The organism is Amycolatopsis sp. NPDC033938, from assembly GCF_055575975.1.
In genome coordinates this window covers 26,536-41,493 of sequence record NZ_JBVIRO010000005.1, presented here as the reverse complement: position 1 = coordinate 41,493, position 14,958 = coordinate 26,536, and the positions used below count along the sequence as shown (strand labels likewise).

Sequence of the window (14,958 nt, the reverse complement as noted above, 5' to 3'; positions counted from 1 at the left end):
GTGGTCGGTGTTCCGTCTTCCTCAGGGAGTTCAGACGTGCGTAAGTACAGACATTGGGCGGCCGCCGCGGCCGCGGCGGTGATGTGCCTCGCCGGTGGTACCCCGGCGAACGCCGAACAGCGCGGTGATCACTGTGTCGCCGACACAGCGACCGGAGTGATCCGGTGCTTCGACAGCGTCGGCGAGTCGCTCGCCGCGGCGAAGGCCGGAAAGGTCGGCGCCTCCGCGACGGTGATCAGCGTGCTTTACGAACACGCGAACTTCGGCGGCGCGAGCGTCGCCGTCACCGGGTCGCCGTGCGTCGAGGGGACCAACCAGACCATCGGCTTCCTCGGCGACTGGAACGACAAGATCTCCTCGTTCCAGACCTTCAACAACTGCTACATCACGATGTACGAGCACGCCGAATACCAAGGCGGCAGCCAGGAATGGTACGCCAACGACAGTGGTAACTACGGGTCGAACATGAACGACCGCGGCAGTTCGGTGGTGTACTCGCGCGGACCGTCGCGCGCCGAACTGCTCAAGGACTGCGGCCGCGCCACCAAGACCTGCAACGCCCACGTCGACCAGCGCGGCCAGGACTTCTACGGCGACTGGGGCCGCGTGGACACGGTGTACAACTGCAGCGCCAACAAGATCACCCAGGTGATCGGCAAACGCGACACCCGCAGCGGGAAGAACACGGTGTCGAACGAGATCAGCGTGAGCGCGGGTTTCGAGTTCCTCGTCGACTGGTCGGTCGCGTACAAGCGCACGTGGGGCCAGGAATGGGGCTGGGAGACCAGCGAGAGCGTCGAGACCCGGATCGAGGTCAACCCGGGCTACTGGGCTGGCCTGGACCGCTCACCGGTGATGCGGGTGGCCAGCGGCTCGTACGACATGTGGTACGACAAGCGCCGGTGGGGTCACCACCAGTGGTACGTCTGGAACTTCAGCGGTGAGGGCCCGGCGCCCGGTGTCGTGGGGCAGACCAGGACGGTCGGCAAAAAGATGACCTCGGAGGAGAAGAAGAAGGTGTGCGGGAAGTCTGCCGGGCTCGTGCGTTCCTCCGGCGGGGCTCAGGCGGAAAGTGCCTCGGCCGCTCCCTCGGTGCCGGCCGCGCCCGCGGTGCGCGTCGCGGAGGGGCCGCTGCACAGCTAGCCCGGTGAGGCGTCGGTACAGGTGGTCGTGAGTGGCGATTAGGGGTTTTAAACCAAAAACCCCACAAAACCCCCCCCCCCCCCCCCGGCGCGGGGGGGGGGGGGGGGGGGGCCGCCTCACCCCGCGCCCGGGTGGGGGGCGTGCCTGGGGGGGGTGGGGGGGCTTGTGGTTAAAAACCCCCACCCCCCACCCACGACCCACCCGACCCAGCGGGCCGGTTCGTGGGTCAGCGGCCGCCGAGTCGCGGCAGGGTCAGCGTGGTCACCGCCGTCATCACCCAGCCCAGCAGGTCGCCGAGCGGGATGGTGGACAGCTTTTCCGGCCATTCGTCGGCCAGGGCCTGCAGGACGAGGTGACCGTCGTGCGCTTCGACCGCGGTGAGCCGGATCCCGCGCGGCAGTTCCGGCAGCGGGAGCACGATCGGCTTGAGGCGGGAGGGCGGCCCGAACCGGCGCCGTCCGATGTGGACGGCCATCGGCCGGAGGACGACGGCGTCTCCCTCCACAGTGGACTCCAGGGCGAGATGACCCCAGCGGGGCCGTTTCTCCCAGTGGACATGGAAGTGCCCGTCCTCGCCAGGGGTGACGATGATGCCCGGCCGGACCTCGGCGACCCGCTCCCGCAGGATCTCGGGAGCCACCCGGATCGCCATCTTCACCTGGTCGGGGATGACGGCCGGGGAGGGAAGCGAACGGAGCCTGACGTTCGACGCCAGAACGGTGATGCGCTCGAGTGGCGTGTCCGGCCAGTCGACGTCCTCCACCACAATGCGGACGTCACCGACCCGGCCGGTGGCGGCGAGGCTGAGGCTGTCGGCCTGGTAGTCGAGTCCGGTCAGGGTGAGCCCGACGTCGTGCCCGTCCACCTTGGTCGTCAACCGGCGCCCGACCAGCTGTTCGGTCACGGTCTTCAGCACCGCGGCCGGGGTCAGCGGCACATTCGGCAACAGCGCCCGCCCGGCGGCGGCCAGGCCGAACAGCTCGGGAAGCGGGTTCAGGTCGAACCGTCTGCCTTCGCTCATCCGTCCAGTGTCGCCGAACGGGACGCCGGTCGCCGCCGCAGGGGGTCAGCGGGCCGCGATACGGGCGATGACGCCCGCCAGGATCACCCAGAACGCCGCGGCCAGACCGTAGTTGAGGATGACCGCGAGGTTCGGGTCACTCACCGGGAAGAGGCCTGGCCAGAACAACGCCAGCGGACCGGCCAGTGACTGGATGAAGATGAAGAAACCGTTGCCCGCGTTGGCACCTGCGAGCACCATGACCATGTACAGCAGTTCGATGAAAGCGAACAGCGCGCCGACGCCGATGATGATCCGTACGGCCGTGTTGCTTCTGCTGGTGGTTCGCCATCTGGACATAGCGGAAAAGTTCCCGGATTCCGCGGTGGCAAACGTTTCACCAGCCAAGTTGCGCCGATCGGCCGTATTCACCTACTCCTCGTAGGCCGCCAGTGACCGTGCGATGGCCCAATCCTGCGCGGCGACCCCGACGGACTTGAACACGGTCCTACCCGAGACCGCGGGCGGTTTTCGCAAAGCGGCGCCGAGTTCCACGATCGACCCGCGTTCGAGCAGGCCGTCCGCGACGGCCTGGATGACCTCGCCCGCCTCTTCGAGCGCGGCTTCGAGCTGGTCGACCAGCACGAGCGACGCGGTCGCCAGCAGTTCGGCCGGCAGTTCCCGCATCGACGGCCGGAACGAGCCGATCGCGTTGACGTGGACGTTCTCCGGCAGGTCGGACAGGGCGAAGAGCGGGGTTTCCGACGAGGTCGCGCAATTGACGATCTCCGCGTCCGCCAAGGCGTCTTCGACGCGCTCGGTGACCCGGAAGGACACGGCAGGGAACTCCTCGGCGAGCCGATCGGCGAGCGCGTGGGCCTTGGCGGGCGTCCGGCCGTGGATCGCGACGTCGCGCAGTTCCCGCACCGCGGCGATCGCGCGGACCTGGTCGGCCGCCTGCGCGCCGGAGCCGAGCAGCGCGAGGTTTCCGGCGTCGGCGGGGGCGAGCAGATCGGTCGCGACGCCGGTGACCGCGCCGGTGCGCAACGTGGTCACGGCGGCCGCGTCGGCGACGAGCGGAGCGCCCGCGCCCGTCCACACCACGGTGCCGAGGATGGCCGGATCACGGTCCAGCCGGATCCCGAGCGTCTTGACCACCGCCGTTCCCGACGGGTCGTGGTGTGCCGTCATCACCAGCACCCGGCCACCGCCGAAGACGAGCCGTTCCGGCTGGGTGAAATGCCCGGCCGCGAGTTCGGTGAACGCGTCACGGACGGCCTTGACCGCGTCCCGCATGGGGACGGCCGCGCGGACCTCGTCGTCGCTGAGGGTTCGTGGCACCGTGCCCCCTAACCGGCCGCGCTGTCGTCCAGCGGCGCGCCCCGCCACTGCCAGCCCGCCCGGGACGGCCGTCCTGGCAGTTCCGTCCGGTCCGTCGCCCACAGCAACGCGGTCCAAGGATCGAGGCCGACGGCGTCCACGTCCGGGAACATCCGCGCCAGGACACGGGAACACACCTCCCTCGGGGGATCGAGGGTGACGTCGAGGCCGCGCGCCATGTCCTCGCCGTGGACGAGTGCCTCGACGCAGCCCATTCCGGCGAAACCCTCGAGGTCTGCGCGGCCGCTCGGGTGATACGCGCGGACGTCCGGGACGGCCGTGCGCAGGGTGGCGCTCAGGATGCCGCCGCCGACCGTGACGAATTCCAGCATCTCCGACGGTGTCGCGGCCTGGTCGGCGACGGCTTCGAAACACACGAAACGCGGTGTCGACGGCCGGGCGATCAGCAGTGCGGCGTAAGAGATGAGACAGTCACCGAGGTGCTCGGCGGTCCGCCAGGCGTTCAGTTCGCCGGTGCCAGGGGCCGCCGACCAATCGCGACCCGACGCTTGGCGCAGTCCGCCGGTCACACTTGCTATCGCCGCGTCGAGGTCGTCGGGCGTGACTGTCATCAGGCATCAACTCAAGGGTGTCGGAAACGCCGCCGTTCTCCGAAGCGTAGCTCTTCGCAGGCGTAACTCGCGTGCTCGGACACGGATCTCACGTGCCTGGAGCCCGCACTCGCGTGTCCTGTTCCGCAACAAATGCGGGACACACCTTCGAGAAATCGATTATCATTGTCACTATGACCATCTGGGGTGACAGCTGGGACCGTCTCATGGCGAAGTACCAGCCGGGCCGGGACCAAGCGATGAACCGGATGATCGACCTCATCCGAACCCGCTGCGAAACCAAGGCGCCGCGGGTCCTCGACCTCGGCGGCGGCACCGGTACCTTCAGCGCCCGCCTGATCGAGCGCGTCCCCCAGGCGGAGGTCACGCTGGTCGACTTCGATCCGGTGATGCTCGCGATCGCCCGATCGACGCTGCCGCCCGCCGTCCGGCCGGTGCGCGCCGATTTGCGTGACCCGGTGTGGACCGATCCGTTACCGCCGGGCGGCTACGACGTCGTGGTCGCGATCATGACGTTGCACTATCTGCCCGCCGAGCGGTTGACTCAGGTGTACGCCGAACTCTCCGATCTCGTCCGCCCCGGAGGATTCCTCGTCACAGTGGACGACATGCCGGACGCGGACGCCGGAAAACGGGTCGCGGTCGACGACGGCTCGTGGGCGAACTGGTGGGCGGGTGTCGCGGCGGATCCGGTGCTCGGTCCGGCCGCGGCGGAACGGGCCGTCCTCTTCGACGGCGCCGTCTCGGCTGAGTGGCATCCACCGGCCGGCTGGCATCTGCGGGCGTTGAGCGGCCGGTCCTTCGACACCGTCGAGGTCGTCTGGCGCGATGGCGGGCAGGGCGCCGTCGCCGCCTTCAAACCGGGCCGAGAAGGCTAGTCCTCGGTCGCGGGAAGCAGTTCCCGCAGCATCGCCAGCAGTTCCCGCCGGTCCCCGGCCCCGAGTTTCCCCCGGATCCGGGCCATATGGTGCTCCACGGTCTTCCCGGAGATGAACAGTTTGCTCCCGGCCTGCTTGTAGGTCAGCCCGTCGACGACCAGGCGGGCGACCTCCAGTTCGCGTTCGCTCAACGCGCTCAGTCCGGTCGCCGCGACGGGTTCCGGAGCGCGGCCCTGGAACTGCCGTGCCGCTTCGAGCAGCTGCACCATCGCCTTCCGGTCCGAGGTCCGGATCGCCGCTTGACCGGCCAGCCGTGACGCGTCCCAGCAGAGCCCGAGTTCGTGCAGTTCGGCCGCGGACCCGGTGATCGGTTCGGGGTCGAAGTCCCCGGTCAACACCGCGAGCCAGCCAGTCGCGGCCGAGGCCAGCGCCGCCGGATAACGGCCGCAGGAAGCGAAATCGTTCAATGCGGCCAAATGCTCTTCGGCCAGTGAGTGGTTTTCCACGGTGATGGCGGCGTGCAGTTCGTGCCAGCGCAGTGTCGCCGTCCACAGTGGAGGGTTGCCGAGGGCGTCGAGCACGGTATGCGCCCGCTCCAGCTGTCCGGCGAGTTTGGCGCTCGCGCCTGCCCGCGCGGCCGCGATGGTGAGTTCTCCCAGTGGCAGCAACGAATACAGATCCGGCTGCTGGCGCATCGACGCCTGATACGCGCGGTCCCAGGACCGTTGCAGCCCGGGCAGATCGCTCGCCCGTCGCGCCAGGCCCAGCTGAAGCGTGGCGGCGAAGAGTTCGTCGCGGGCTTCGAGACCGTCCGGCGGCATCAAGGCCTCGGCGGCCGTCTTGAGGTCCCCCGAGGTCATCGCGACCCAGCCCCGCAGCAGCCGGTGCCGTTTCGCGAGCAGGTCGCCGCCGATCCGTCCGCTCACCGCGCGCGCCAGCACCGATTCGGCCAGCGCGAGTTCGCCGGAATGCAGCCCCACCAACGCCGCGAGCGCGGCCGGGCTGTCCGGGAGCGGCGCGGGCGCCCCCGCCGACTCCAGCATCGACGCCGCGCCGAGCAGGGCCGACAGGGTTTCCGAGCCGCAGCCGGAGACCGAGTCGGTGATCGCGCGCGCCATCCGTGAGGCGGCGCCCGCGAACAGGGTCGGGACCTCGGGGGTCTCCAGCACACCGCGGGCGGCTTCCGGTTTTCCGGTGCCCACCAAGGCGATCGCGGCGAACGCCTTCGATCCGGCCCGGCCGGACCACTGATACAGCTCCGCGCTGTGCGCGAGTTCGCCGCGATGCGCCAGCACGGTCCCGGCCACTTCTGCGCCCGCGGCGCGGGCATCCACGCCGTCGGGGTCGTCGGTGTTGCCGAGCAGGCCGTCACCGAGCCGGAGTGCGGTGTCGAGATCCCCGGCCAGTGCCGCGGCGTGCGCCCAGCCGACGGTGAGCGCCGCGCCGCGCCCACCGGCCTCGGACGCGGCTTCGTAGAACCGCGCCGCGAGTTTCGTGTCGTCGGGCATCGCCTCACGCGCGGCCGCCTCGAAGGCCGCCGCCGCGCTCGCACCCGAACTTCCCGTCCCCAGCAGGGAACGGGCGAGCTCCAGTACCGGAAGTCCTTCGCGCAGCTGGAGTTCCACCAGCCGCTGCAGCACGGTCAGGCGTCGGCCCGGAGATCCCCAGGCGCGGACGGCTTCGGCGGCGATCGGCAGCAGAGCGTCGTCCTCGCCGAGCAGCCCGGTCGCCCTGGCACCGTCGAAGATCTCGGGGAGCCCGTCGCGGTCGCGGTTGAGCAGGGCCGCCAGGAGATCGAGGTTCCGGCCCGCCCCGGCTTCGGCCGCGATCAGGTAGCGGTGCACGTCGTCGTCGAGTTGTTCCAGCTCGGCGCGGAAATCCGCGAGCTGACCGGTGACCGCGCGGAGCACGAGTCTCGGCACCCCACCGGTTCTGGCGTGGACGGCTTCGGCCGTGGCCGGGTCACCGCCTGCCTGCTCGACGAGCCGCCGGACGTCCTCGACGCCGAACGCGCCCAAGGACACCGACCGGCCGAAGGAGTCCGCGAGCGGGCGCAGCGCTTTGGTCCGCGCCGTCGGGCGGAACGCCAGCACCACCGGCGCGGTCGTTTCGTCCGCTCTCGCTTTGATCTTCGCGATCTCGTCGTCGTCGAGCTGGTCGGCGTCGTCGATCAGCAAGGCCTCGACCCCGGCGCTCGCGTAGTGGCGTCCGAGCAGGCCGAGCAGATGGGTCTTCCCGTACCCGCCGGGGGCGACGACGGTGACCCGCGCCGTCAGTTCCGGCGCGGCGATCACCTCGTCGAGCAGACGCCGGGCATCCGGATGGATGATGCCGGGCTTGTCGAGCAGTGCGTTCAACAGCGACCTTCGGGGGATGTCGTGGCAGCGCCGGGGGTGGCCGGCGCGCAGCTGCTGGAAGCGGGAGGGGCTTGGTGTCCCTTGTCCGCGGTGGCTTCTCGAGTGGTCAGGGTGAGCAGCAGGGTGGTCGCGGCCAGTACCACGACCGCGGCCGCGGCGACGAGGGGCTTGCGTCGGCTGAGCAGTTTCGCCGCCCCGGTGCGTTCTGGCAAGGGGAACGGCGTGATGTCCACCGGGGGCCGTTCCGGCCGCTCGGTGAGCTCCGGAACCGCGTCCACCCTGGGCAGCAAGGTGGTTTCCACGGTCGCGACGGCATCCGATCGCGCACCGCCGGGTTGAGGAATGTCACGTCGTGCGGCGATGTTCGCCGCCCCGGTCGCCACCGTCAGCACCGGGTCACTCGAGGCGAAGAGCGCGCAAGGGGTCCGTCCGGGAACCGGGGGAGCCTCGCCGGCGAGCACGAGGCCCGCCAGCGCCTGCGGCTGGACCCCGGCGCCGTGCGCGAGTTCGAAGACCTTGCCGACGGCCTCACCGGGGTCGACGCCTTCGATCGTCTTGACCGGCTGCCAGCCGTTGATCCCGGCGGTGGCGATCGTGACCACCGCGCCGTCCGGGCCGAACTCGCAGACACCGGCGGTGACGTCGCCCTGCGGGGCGAGGTACGCGTGCAGCGCGGCGATGGGGGCCGCCACCAGGGCGGCGCGGGGGAAGCCTGCTTCGGCCAGCGCCCGGCGCAGCAGGTCGCGGCGGAACGAGCCCCAGCCGACGGGATGGGTGAGCACGATGTGCTGCGGTTTCTCCCCGAATCGCTCGGCCGCCTGGTCCACCGCGGCGTCCACGAGGACGGCGCTGAGGGATTCGGCGGGGAACCGTTCACCGCCGACGATGACCGGGACGTCGTCGCCGACCCGGTCGTGGAACCCGGTCAGCAGGCGGGCGGGCGCGGACAGCCCGGCCTCGACCGCCGCGTCACCGGTGAGCAGGTAGCCGTCATCGTCGAGGAACACCGCGGACGCCGCGGCCGGGCCGCGCGCGCCGAGCCACAACGGTTCCGGCGTGCCCCAGCCGTCGCCGGACTGCGCGCAGGTGGCGGCGGTGGTGCGGGTCGAGGCGATATCGATGCCGAGGACGTAGGGCAACGAGCATCCTCCTTCGCTTGACCAGCCCCTAAGGACCGACTGGGCCCCTAAAGACAAACCAGGGCCATTCACCCGTACGGCTTGACCCTTCTGGGTGAGAGCTGGCATTAAACCCAACGGGGCGCGTCTCGGTTAAGCCCCTAACGCCCTAACGATGTCATACCGATCCCCTATTGGCTGAGTGAGCGACGACCGGGAGTGATCCCCGATGTGCGGGGAGGTGCCCCCTCACTAGCTTCGGTGACCTGCGAGCAGCCGTGCCCTCAGGCGCTGCGTTCGCCTCATCGCCCCAGACCCCACAGGAGAGTCCTTTCATGGGTTCCGTTCAGACCCTGCACGACTTCACGCTGAACCTGCTGAACGACACCGCGGCCCGCGCGGCGTTCGCCAACGACCCGCAGCAGGTGCTGGCCGACGCCGGCCTCGGTGACATCAACGCCGCCGACGTGCACGAGGTCGTCCCGCTGGTGCTCGACTTCGTCCCGGTCGACGCCGCCACCGGCGTGACCGGCACCGCGGCCTCCACCGCCGACAACCTTGCCGGCATCGGTGGCGTCACGAACGCCGTCAACGGCACCGACGGCGAGTGCGCCGACGGTGTCCAGGGCGCGATCGACCAGCTCACCGCGCTGACCGCCGGTCTGCCGGTCGACGTCCCCGCCGTCGGCTCCGGCGGCCTGCCGGGCGTGCCGAGCCTCCCCGAGGTCGGCGTCCCGGGTGTCCCGGCCGTTCCGGGCCTGCCGGAGCTGGGCCTGCCCGAGGTCGGCGTGCCGAGCCTCGGTGACCTGCCGCTCGACGTCCCGAGCCTGCCGGGTGTCCCGGCCGTCTCCGACGTGACCGACGTGTCGAACGCCGCCGCCGGCGTGACCGCCCTCGCGCAGAACACCGTCGGCAGCTTCGGCCTGACCGATGACCTTTCGCGCGGCCTCGACTCCGCGGCCCTCGGCCAGGCCGGTGGCGTGGCGGGCGGCGCCGTCGACACCGCGACCGACCTCGTCCACGACGTCCCCGCCGTGGACGCCGTCCAGGTCCCGGCGCTCGACTCTGTTCCGGCCGCCGGCGACCTGACCAGCGACCTGCCGCGCGCCGACGGTGTCGCGGGCGGTGCCCCGGACTTCCTGTCCACGGTCGGTGACCTGACCAGCGTCATCGGCAACGTCGGCGTCGCCGACGTCACCACCAAGGTGCACGAGGTCGCGAACAACTACGCGAACGGTGACATCGCCAACAACCACGGCGACGTCACCGGCAGCGTGGCGGGCAACGTGGCCAACGAGGTCGCCAGCGTCGCGAACCACGCGGGTGTCTCCGACGTCCACGACGTGGTCTCCGAGGTCGGCAACAACATCGGCCACAACGTCGGCAACATCGGTGACATCCACATCGGTGGCGGCGACATCGCCTCGGGCAACGACATCCACATCGGCTGATCCGAATACTTTTCAGCTCTGTGCCAGGGCCCCGCGACCGCCGCAGGTCGCGGGGCCCGCACGCCTGTGTTGGCCTATGCCACATTGATTCCGCGCTTGGTTAAGGGAACACTGCATCCCCGTGACAGCCCCCGCCTGGCTCGACGTGCTCAACGAGACCTTGGACGCCTGTGTCGTCCATGGTCGCGCCGACCTGGCCGAACGGCTCCGGCGCAGACGTGACCAGCAGGCGCCGGGCACCCGGATCGCGGTGGTCGGTTTTCCCAAGCAGGGCAAGGGTTACCTGCTCAACGCGTTGCTGAACGCGCCGGTCTGCGCGGTCGGGGACGCGAGTACGCCCGCCGTGCCGACCGAGATCGGCTACGCCAGCGATCCCGCCGCGACGCTGGTCGGGCACGCCCGTGAACGCGTCCCGGTCGGTGATCTCGCCAAGGAACTCGAGGTCCGCCCGCCCGGTTCCCTGCGCCGCGTCGAGGTCGGCCTGCCGCGCGAACTGCTCGGCACTGGCCTTGTCCTGGTGGACACCCCGGCCATCGGCGATCCCCGGTCGCCGCGTACGGCGGCCACGCTCGACGTCCTCGCCGACGCGCACGCGGTGATCCTCGTCTCCGACGCGTCGCAGGAACTCCAGCCTGCCGAACTCGCGCTGGCCCGGCACATCCGGACCTGGTGCCCGGCCTTGGTGCTGGCGCTGACCAAGATCGACGTCAGCCCCGACTGGCGGGAACTCGCCGCGCGCAACCGTGCCGCGCTTTCGGAGACCGGGGTCGCCGCAGACGTCTTCCCCGTGTCCGCGACGGTGCGCCAGGCCGCCGCGAAGGCCGGTGACGCCGACCTCAATGGACGGTCCGGTTTCCCGCAACTCCTGAACTGGGTGGGAGAACAGGCCGCGCGTCCGATCGAACGCACCCGGGCGCTCGCCGCCGCGGTGAGCGTCCGTGCGGCGGCGGTCGAACTGGTCGAGACGCTGCAGACGCGGCTCAACGCGGTTCCGCAGGACAGCGGGATCGACCAGGTCACCCTGCTGCACCAGGCACAACGGCGCTCCGAGGAACTGCGGCGGCAGAACGTCCGCTGGCAGAACCTGTTGTCGGACGAGATCACCGATCTGGTCTCCGACGCCGAATACGACCTGCGTGAGCGGACGCGGGTGATCGTGCGGCATATCGACCGCACCTTCGACGAAGGCGATCCGGTGCAGATCTGGCCGGATTTCCAAGCCTGGCTGGAGGAAAACCTCGCCGAGGCGGTCGAGACGAACTACCACTGGGTGTCGGACCGGGCGACGTGGATCGCGCACGCGGTCGCCACGAGTTTCGGGCCGCGGTTCGGTCAGGTGCCGGATCTGCCGCTCACCGGGTCCGGTGTGGACTCGATCCCCGAAGTCGGCACCCCCAAGATCGAACGGTTCAAGATCGGCCAGAAACTCTTCACCGGGTTGCGCGGTTCCTACGGCGGCGTGCTGATGTTCGGCCTGGTCACCAGTCTCGCCGGGCTGCCGCTGATCAACCCGGTCTCGCTCGGCGCCGGTGTCGCGTTCGCCACCAAGAGCGTGCGCGACGAAGGCGGGATGCGGTTGCAGCGGCGGCAGGCGCTGGCGAAGGCCGCGGCGCAACGCCACGTCGACGACGTGTTCATCCGGTTCAGCAAGGAGATCAAGGACGAGATCCGCCAGGTCCAGCGGCGGCTGCGGGACCATTTCGCCGCGCTGTCGGACGAGCTCGCGGAAGAGTTGACGCGCCAACGGGAACTGATCGTGGCCGGCTCCGCCGAACGGGATCGGCGCACGCAGCGGGTCAAGAAGGAGATCGACCGGCTGGCCGCACTGCACCGGAAGGCAGGAGCCTTGGGCGTGACCGCCCGCGATGTCCGGGAGCTCTCCGCGTGACGGCTCTCGACGTCCGTGAACTCCTGACCGACGCCGCGGCGCTCTACCGGGATCGCCCGCCCGCGGTGGCGATGCTGCGGGAATGCCTGGAACGGCTGGAAGAACCGCTCCGGGTCGGTTTCGTCGGCACACCGGGAACCGGGAAGTCCACTTTGGTCTCCGCACTCGCGGAATGGCCGACGCGAGCGCTGCGCGAACTCGACCTGTTCGACACCCCGGCGCTCGCGGAACACGTCGACGCGACAGTACGGTTGGTGCGCCATCTCGAACCCGACGAACTCGACGGCGCCAGGCCGGCCGGCGGTTCGGCGTTCGCGCGGCAGAGCGCGGTGAACTCGGTGCTGGTACTCGGGAGGTCCGACGAGGTCGGCGCGGGCCGGATCGACGCCTTGCTCACCGCGAAACAACTGGCGCGGCGGGCTTGGCGTGAAGATCCGCGGTGCGCGGGGTTCCAGGGAGTCATCGCGGTCGCCGGGCAGCTCGGGTACGCCGGACGCGCGCTGCGGGACGACGAATTCGAGGTCCTGCGGGCGATGGCGTCGATCTCACGCCAGGACCTGGAGCGCAACCTCCTGTCCGTCGATTCCTTTGTGGACGATCCGTTCCCGGTGCGGATCCCGCCGGAGTCACGGAAACATCTGGTCTCGCGGTTCGGGCTCTACGGCGTCCGGCTGGCGATCACGCTGATCCGCACCGGTTGCGAGAACAGACTGAAACTCTCGGCGGAACTCGTGCACCGCAGCGGTCTCGGTGACCTGCGGGACACGCTCGCCGGCTGCTTCGTCGCCAGGGCCGAAGCGCTGAAAGCCCGCACGGCGGTGCTGCGGCTGGAAGGTCTGCTGACCGCCGAACCGCGTCCGCACGGTGACCGGCTGGCCGCACGGGTGGAACGGTTCGCCGCGGCCGCGCACGACTTCCGGGAACTGCGGCTCATCGCCGACATCCGGGGCGGCCGCACGGCGCTGTCCGGCGAGATCGCCGAGGAGGCGGCACGACTGCTCGGCGCGCAGGGACTCGCGCCCACCGAGCGGCTCGGTCTCGAACCCGACGCGGATCCGGCCGAGATCCACGGGGGCGCGGAGAACGCGCTCGTCCGCTGGCGGCACGAGGCCGAGCGGCCCGACGCCGCGCACGCGGAACGCGCCGCCGCGCGGGTGATCGTGCGATCGGTGGAAGGACTCCTCAACCTGTTCGTCGCCTGACGCCACCCCCGCGTTTCGTTCGCTGTTGAGGGGTAAGGCAAACGTGGCGCGGTCCGATGCGCGGGTCCGGGCTGGCTGACGGAGGTCGGGGGTCGTGAGTGGCGATTCGGGTTCTAACCCTATTCGTCACTCACGACCCCCTCAAGGAACGCGTTCACAGGACGTAACGCCGGGTCCTAGGCGTTGCCGAGCACCCGGGTCACGGTGATCTCGATGACCACACGTTCCGGGTTGGGTTTGGGCTGCCGGTAGCGCACGGCGTAGCGGTTTTCGGCGTCGCGGACCGATTCCGGATCTTCGCGCAGGACCGCGCGTCCTTCCAAAGTGGACCACCGGGGCCCGTCCAGCTGGCAGGCCGCGACCGGTATGCCCTTTTCGCCCGCTTCCTTGATCATGCGGGCCTTCTTCGACGAGCGGAACGTGATCACGCGGGCGATCCCGGCCTCGAAGTCCACCGTGACCCCCACGGCGACGACATGCGGGGTCCCGTCGGGGCGGACGGTGGTCAGGGTGGCGAGATGCCGCTCGGTCCAGAAGTCCCGGAAGGCCTCGCCGCGCGCGCTCAGGTCGATCGTCATGACCCCACGCTAGGACATCGTTCACGCAAGCGTCTTTTGAGGTAATAGTAAGGAAACTTTCTTAACTCTCTTGTTTTTGGCGGACCCGGATGTCACTCTCGAAAAGCGCCGCCGCCACCAACGATGTTTCCGGAGGAGCCATGAGAAAGACCGTTCGGACAGTGCTGGCCGCGGCCGCGCTGACCGCCGGGCTGGTCGCCACGACCGCCCCCGCCACCGCGGCCACCGCTCAAGGAACCCCTTACCTGCCGGGCGTTCTGCGCCCCTCGGTGTCGCAGGCGACGCAGGACGCGGCACTCGCGAAGTACTACGACTACTGGAAGAAGAACTTCCTCACCACCAAGTGCGGGACGGGCACCTACGCGGTCAAGGCGCCGGACGCCGACCACGCCTTCGTCGCCGAGGGCCAGGGTTACGGGATGACCATCGCGGCGATGATGGGGACCAAGGACTCGCAGGCCCGCACCGTCTTCGACGGCATCCTGAAGTTCGTGAAGGCGCATCCCTCGTCGATCGACCGGGATCTGCACGCCGCCGAGCAGGATGAGAACTGCAAGAGCGTCAACGGCGTCGACTCGGCCACCGACGGTGACCTCGAAATCGCCTACGGCCTGCTCATCGCCGACAAGGTCTGGGGTAGCGGCGGTTCGGTGAACTACAAGGCCGAGGCGCTGCGGATCATCAAGGCCATCAAGCGCAGCGAGGTGCACCCCACCACCAAGTTCATGCGGCTGGCCGACTGGGCCGACGAGGGCAAGTACGTCTACAGCTCGCGTTCCTCCGACTGGATGCCGGGCCACCTCCGCGCGTTCGAGAAGGTCACCGGGGACACGTTCTGGGGTCAGGTCCGTACCCGGCAGGAGCAGGCCGTCACCCAGATCCAGCAGCAGTACTCGCCGAAGACCGGGCTGATCCCGGACTTCGTCGTCAACACCAACTCCACGCCGAAGCCCGCTCCGGACGGCTTCCTCGAAGAACACGACCCGCACTACAGCTACAACGCCTGCCGCGACCCGTGGCGCCTCGGTGTCGACGGCATCACCGTGTCGGGCAGCCCGGCGCAGGGCCAGGTGCGGAAGATGAACACCTGGATCCAGCAGACGACCGGCGGCGACCCGGCCAAGATCACCACCGGCTACACGCTGTCGGGCTCCAAGCTTTCCGGCGAGTCGGGTCAGCACCCCTGCTTCACCGCGTCGTTCGCCATCGCGGCGATGAACGACCCGGGCAGTCAGGCCTGGCTGGACAAGCTGTGGACCTCGATCACGACCTGGACGCCGAACTCCAAGGACTACTACGGCACCGGCATCACCCTGCAGGTCCTGCTCATCCTCTCGGGGAACTACATCGCGGTCTGAGCTCCGCGCGTGAAGGCCCCCTTCCCTCGGCTC

General features: G+C 69.8%; 13 protein-coding genes. 6 read left to right on the top strand and 7 right to left on the bottom strand.

The genetic code is table 11. The annotated features are described in order from the left end of the window. The first annotated feature begins 36 nt into the window (after nucleotides 1-36). Nucleotides 37-1,143, top strand: a complete 1,107-nt coding sequence (locus tag ACZ5ZX_RS16145; RefSeq protein WP_465502776.1) for a peptidase inhibitor family I36 protein — start codon at nucleotides 37-39, stop codon at nucleotides 1,141-1,143. Nucleotides 1,144-1,369: 226 nt separating this feature from the next. On the opposite strand, the gene ACZ5ZX_RS16140 is transcribed toward ACZ5ZX_RS16145, so the two are convergent. The 4 genes from ACZ5ZX_RS16140 to ACZ5ZX_RS16125 form a co-directional block, all read right to left on the bottom strand. Next, a complete protein-coding gene (locus tag ACZ5ZX_RS16140) occupies nucleotides 1,370-2,164 on the bottom strand; it encodes a hypothetical protein (RefSeq protein WP_465502775.1) in 795 nt (264 codons plus the stop codon). A 45-nt stretch (nucleotides 2,165-2,209) separates the two neighbouring features. Further along, a complete protein-coding gene (locus tag ACZ5ZX_RS16135) occupies nucleotides 2,210-2,503 on the bottom strand; it encodes a hypothetical protein (protein WP_465502774.1) in 294 nt (97 codons plus the stop codon). 72 nt (nucleotides 2,504-2,575) lie between these two features. After that, nucleotides 2,576-3,484, bottom strand: a complete 909-nt coding sequence (locus ACZ5ZX_RS16130) for an ornithine cyclodeaminase family protein (RefSeq protein ID WP_465502773.1) — start codon at nucleotides 3,482-3,484, stop codon at nucleotides 2,576-2,578. Nucleotides 3,485-3,492: 8 nt separating this feature from the next. Next, on the bottom strand, nucleotides 3,493-4,095 hold the full coding sequence (locus ACZ5ZX_RS16125; protein ID WP_465502772.1) for a hypothetical protein: 603 nt from the start codon (nucleotides 4,093-4,095) through the stop codon (nucleotides 3,493-3,495). A 173-nt stretch (nucleotides 4,096-4,268) separates the two neighbouring features. On the opposite strand from ACZ5ZX_RS16125, the gene ACZ5ZX_RS16120 reads away from it, so the two are divergent. Next, a complete protein-coding gene (locus ACZ5ZX_RS16120; RefSeq protein ID WP_465502771.1) occupies nucleotides 4,269-4,973 on the top strand; it encodes a methyltransferase domain-containing protein in 705 nt (234 codons plus the stop codon). On the opposite strand, the gene ACZ5ZX_RS16115 is transcribed toward ACZ5ZX_RS16120, so the two are convergent. Together ACZ5ZX_RS16115 and ACZ5ZX_RS16110 are read right to left on the bottom strand one after the other, a co-directional pair. Beyond that, nucleotides 4,970-7,330: a helix-turn-helix transcriptional regulator gene (locus ACZ5ZX_RS16115; protein ID WP_465502770.1), complete on the bottom strand. Its 2,361-nt coding sequence runs from the start codon at nucleotides 7,328-7,330 to the stop codon at nucleotides 4,970-4,972. The genes ACZ5ZX_RS16120 and ACZ5ZX_RS16115 overlap by 4 nt on opposite strands. Beyond that, nucleotides 7,327-8,469, bottom strand: coding sequence for a molecular chaperone DnaK (locus tag ACZ5ZX_RS16110; protein WP_465502769.1), 1,143 nt, complete (start codon nucleotides 8,467-8,469; stop codon nucleotides 7,327-7,329). The genes ACZ5ZX_RS16115 and ACZ5ZX_RS16110 overlap by 4 nt, the downstream gene beginning before the upstream one ends. Before the next feature lie 314 nt (nucleotides 8,470-8,783). Here ACZ5ZX_RS16110 and ACZ5ZX_RS16105 point away from each other — a divergent pair, with 314 nt between their 5' ends. The 3 genes from ACZ5ZX_RS16105 (at nucleotide 8,784) to ACZ5ZX_RS16095 (ending at nucleotide 12,989) form a co-directional block, all read left to right on the top strand. Then, on the top strand, nucleotides 8,784-9,899 hold the full coding sequence (locus ACZ5ZX_RS16105) for an IniB N-terminal domain-containing protein (RefSeq protein ID WP_465502768.1): 1,116 nt from the start codon (nucleotides 8,784-8,786) through the stop codon (nucleotides 9,897-9,899). Between the two features lie 121 nt (nucleotides 9,900-10,020). Next, entirely contained in the window at nucleotides 10,021-11,787 is a 1,767-nt protein-coding gene (locus tag ACZ5ZX_RS16100) for a dynamin family protein (protein WP_465502767.1), read from the top strand. Further along, nucleotides 11,784-12,989, top strand: coding sequence for a GTPase (locus ACZ5ZX_RS16095; protein WP_465502766.1), 1,206 nt, complete (start codon nucleotides 11,784-11,786; stop codon nucleotides 12,987-12,989). The genes ACZ5ZX_RS16100 and ACZ5ZX_RS16095 overlap by 4 nt, the downstream gene beginning before the upstream one ends. A 176-nt stretch (nucleotides 12,990-13,165) precedes the next feature. Here ACZ5ZX_RS16095 and ACZ5ZX_RS16090 read toward each other — a convergent pair whose 3' ends face one another. Next, on the bottom strand, nucleotides 13,166-13,567 hold the full coding sequence (locus ACZ5ZX_RS16090; protein ID WP_465502765.1) for a PPOX class F420-dependent oxidoreductase: 402 nt from the start codon (nucleotides 13,565-13,567) through the stop codon (nucleotides 13,166-13,168). Nucleotides 13,568-13,707: 140 nt separating this feature from the next. Between ACZ5ZX_RS16090 and ACZ5ZX_RS16085 the strand changes: the two genes are divergently transcribed. Then, nucleotides 13,708-14,925, top strand: coding sequence for a glycosyl hydrolase family 8 (locus ACZ5ZX_RS16085; RefSeq protein ID WP_465502764.1), 1,218 nt, complete (start codon nucleotides 13,708-13,710; stop codon nucleotides 14,923-14,925). Nucleotides 14,926-14,958 lie beyond the last annotated feature (33 nt).

What these genes read in the sequence shown, in the direction of transcription:
- ACZ5ZX_RS16085 (WP_465502764.1), top strand. Translation starts at nt 13,708, where the DNA reads ATGAGAAAGACCGTTCGGACAGTGCTGGCCGCGGCCGCGCTGACCGCC.
- ACZ5ZX_RS16090 (WP_465502765.1), bottom strand. Translation starts at nt 13,567, where the DNA reads ATGACGATCGACCTGAGCGCGCGCGGCGAGGCCTTCCGGGACTTCTGG.
- ACZ5ZX_RS16135 (WP_465502774.1), bottom strand. Translation starts at nt 2,503, where the DNA reads ATGTCCAGATGGCGAACCACCAGCAGAAGCAACACGGCCGTACGGATC.
- ACZ5ZX_RS16105 (WP_465502768.1), top strand. Translation starts at nt 8,784, where the DNA reads ATGGGTTCCGTTCAGACCCTGCACGACTTCACGCTGAACCTGCTGAAC.
- ACZ5ZX_RS16125 (WP_465502772.1), bottom strand. Translation starts at nt 4,095, where the DNA reads ATGACAGTCACGCCCGACGACCTCGACGCGGCGATAGCAAGTGTGACC.
- ACZ5ZX_RS16120 (WP_465502771.1), top strand. Translation starts at nt 4,269, where the DNA reads ATGACCATCTGGGGTGACAGCTGGGACCGTCTCATGGCGAAGTACCAG.
- ACZ5ZX_RS16140 (WP_465502775.1), bottom strand. Translation starts at nt 2,164, where the DNA reads ATGAGCGAAGGCAGACGGTTCGACCTGAACCCGCTTCCCGAGCTGTTC.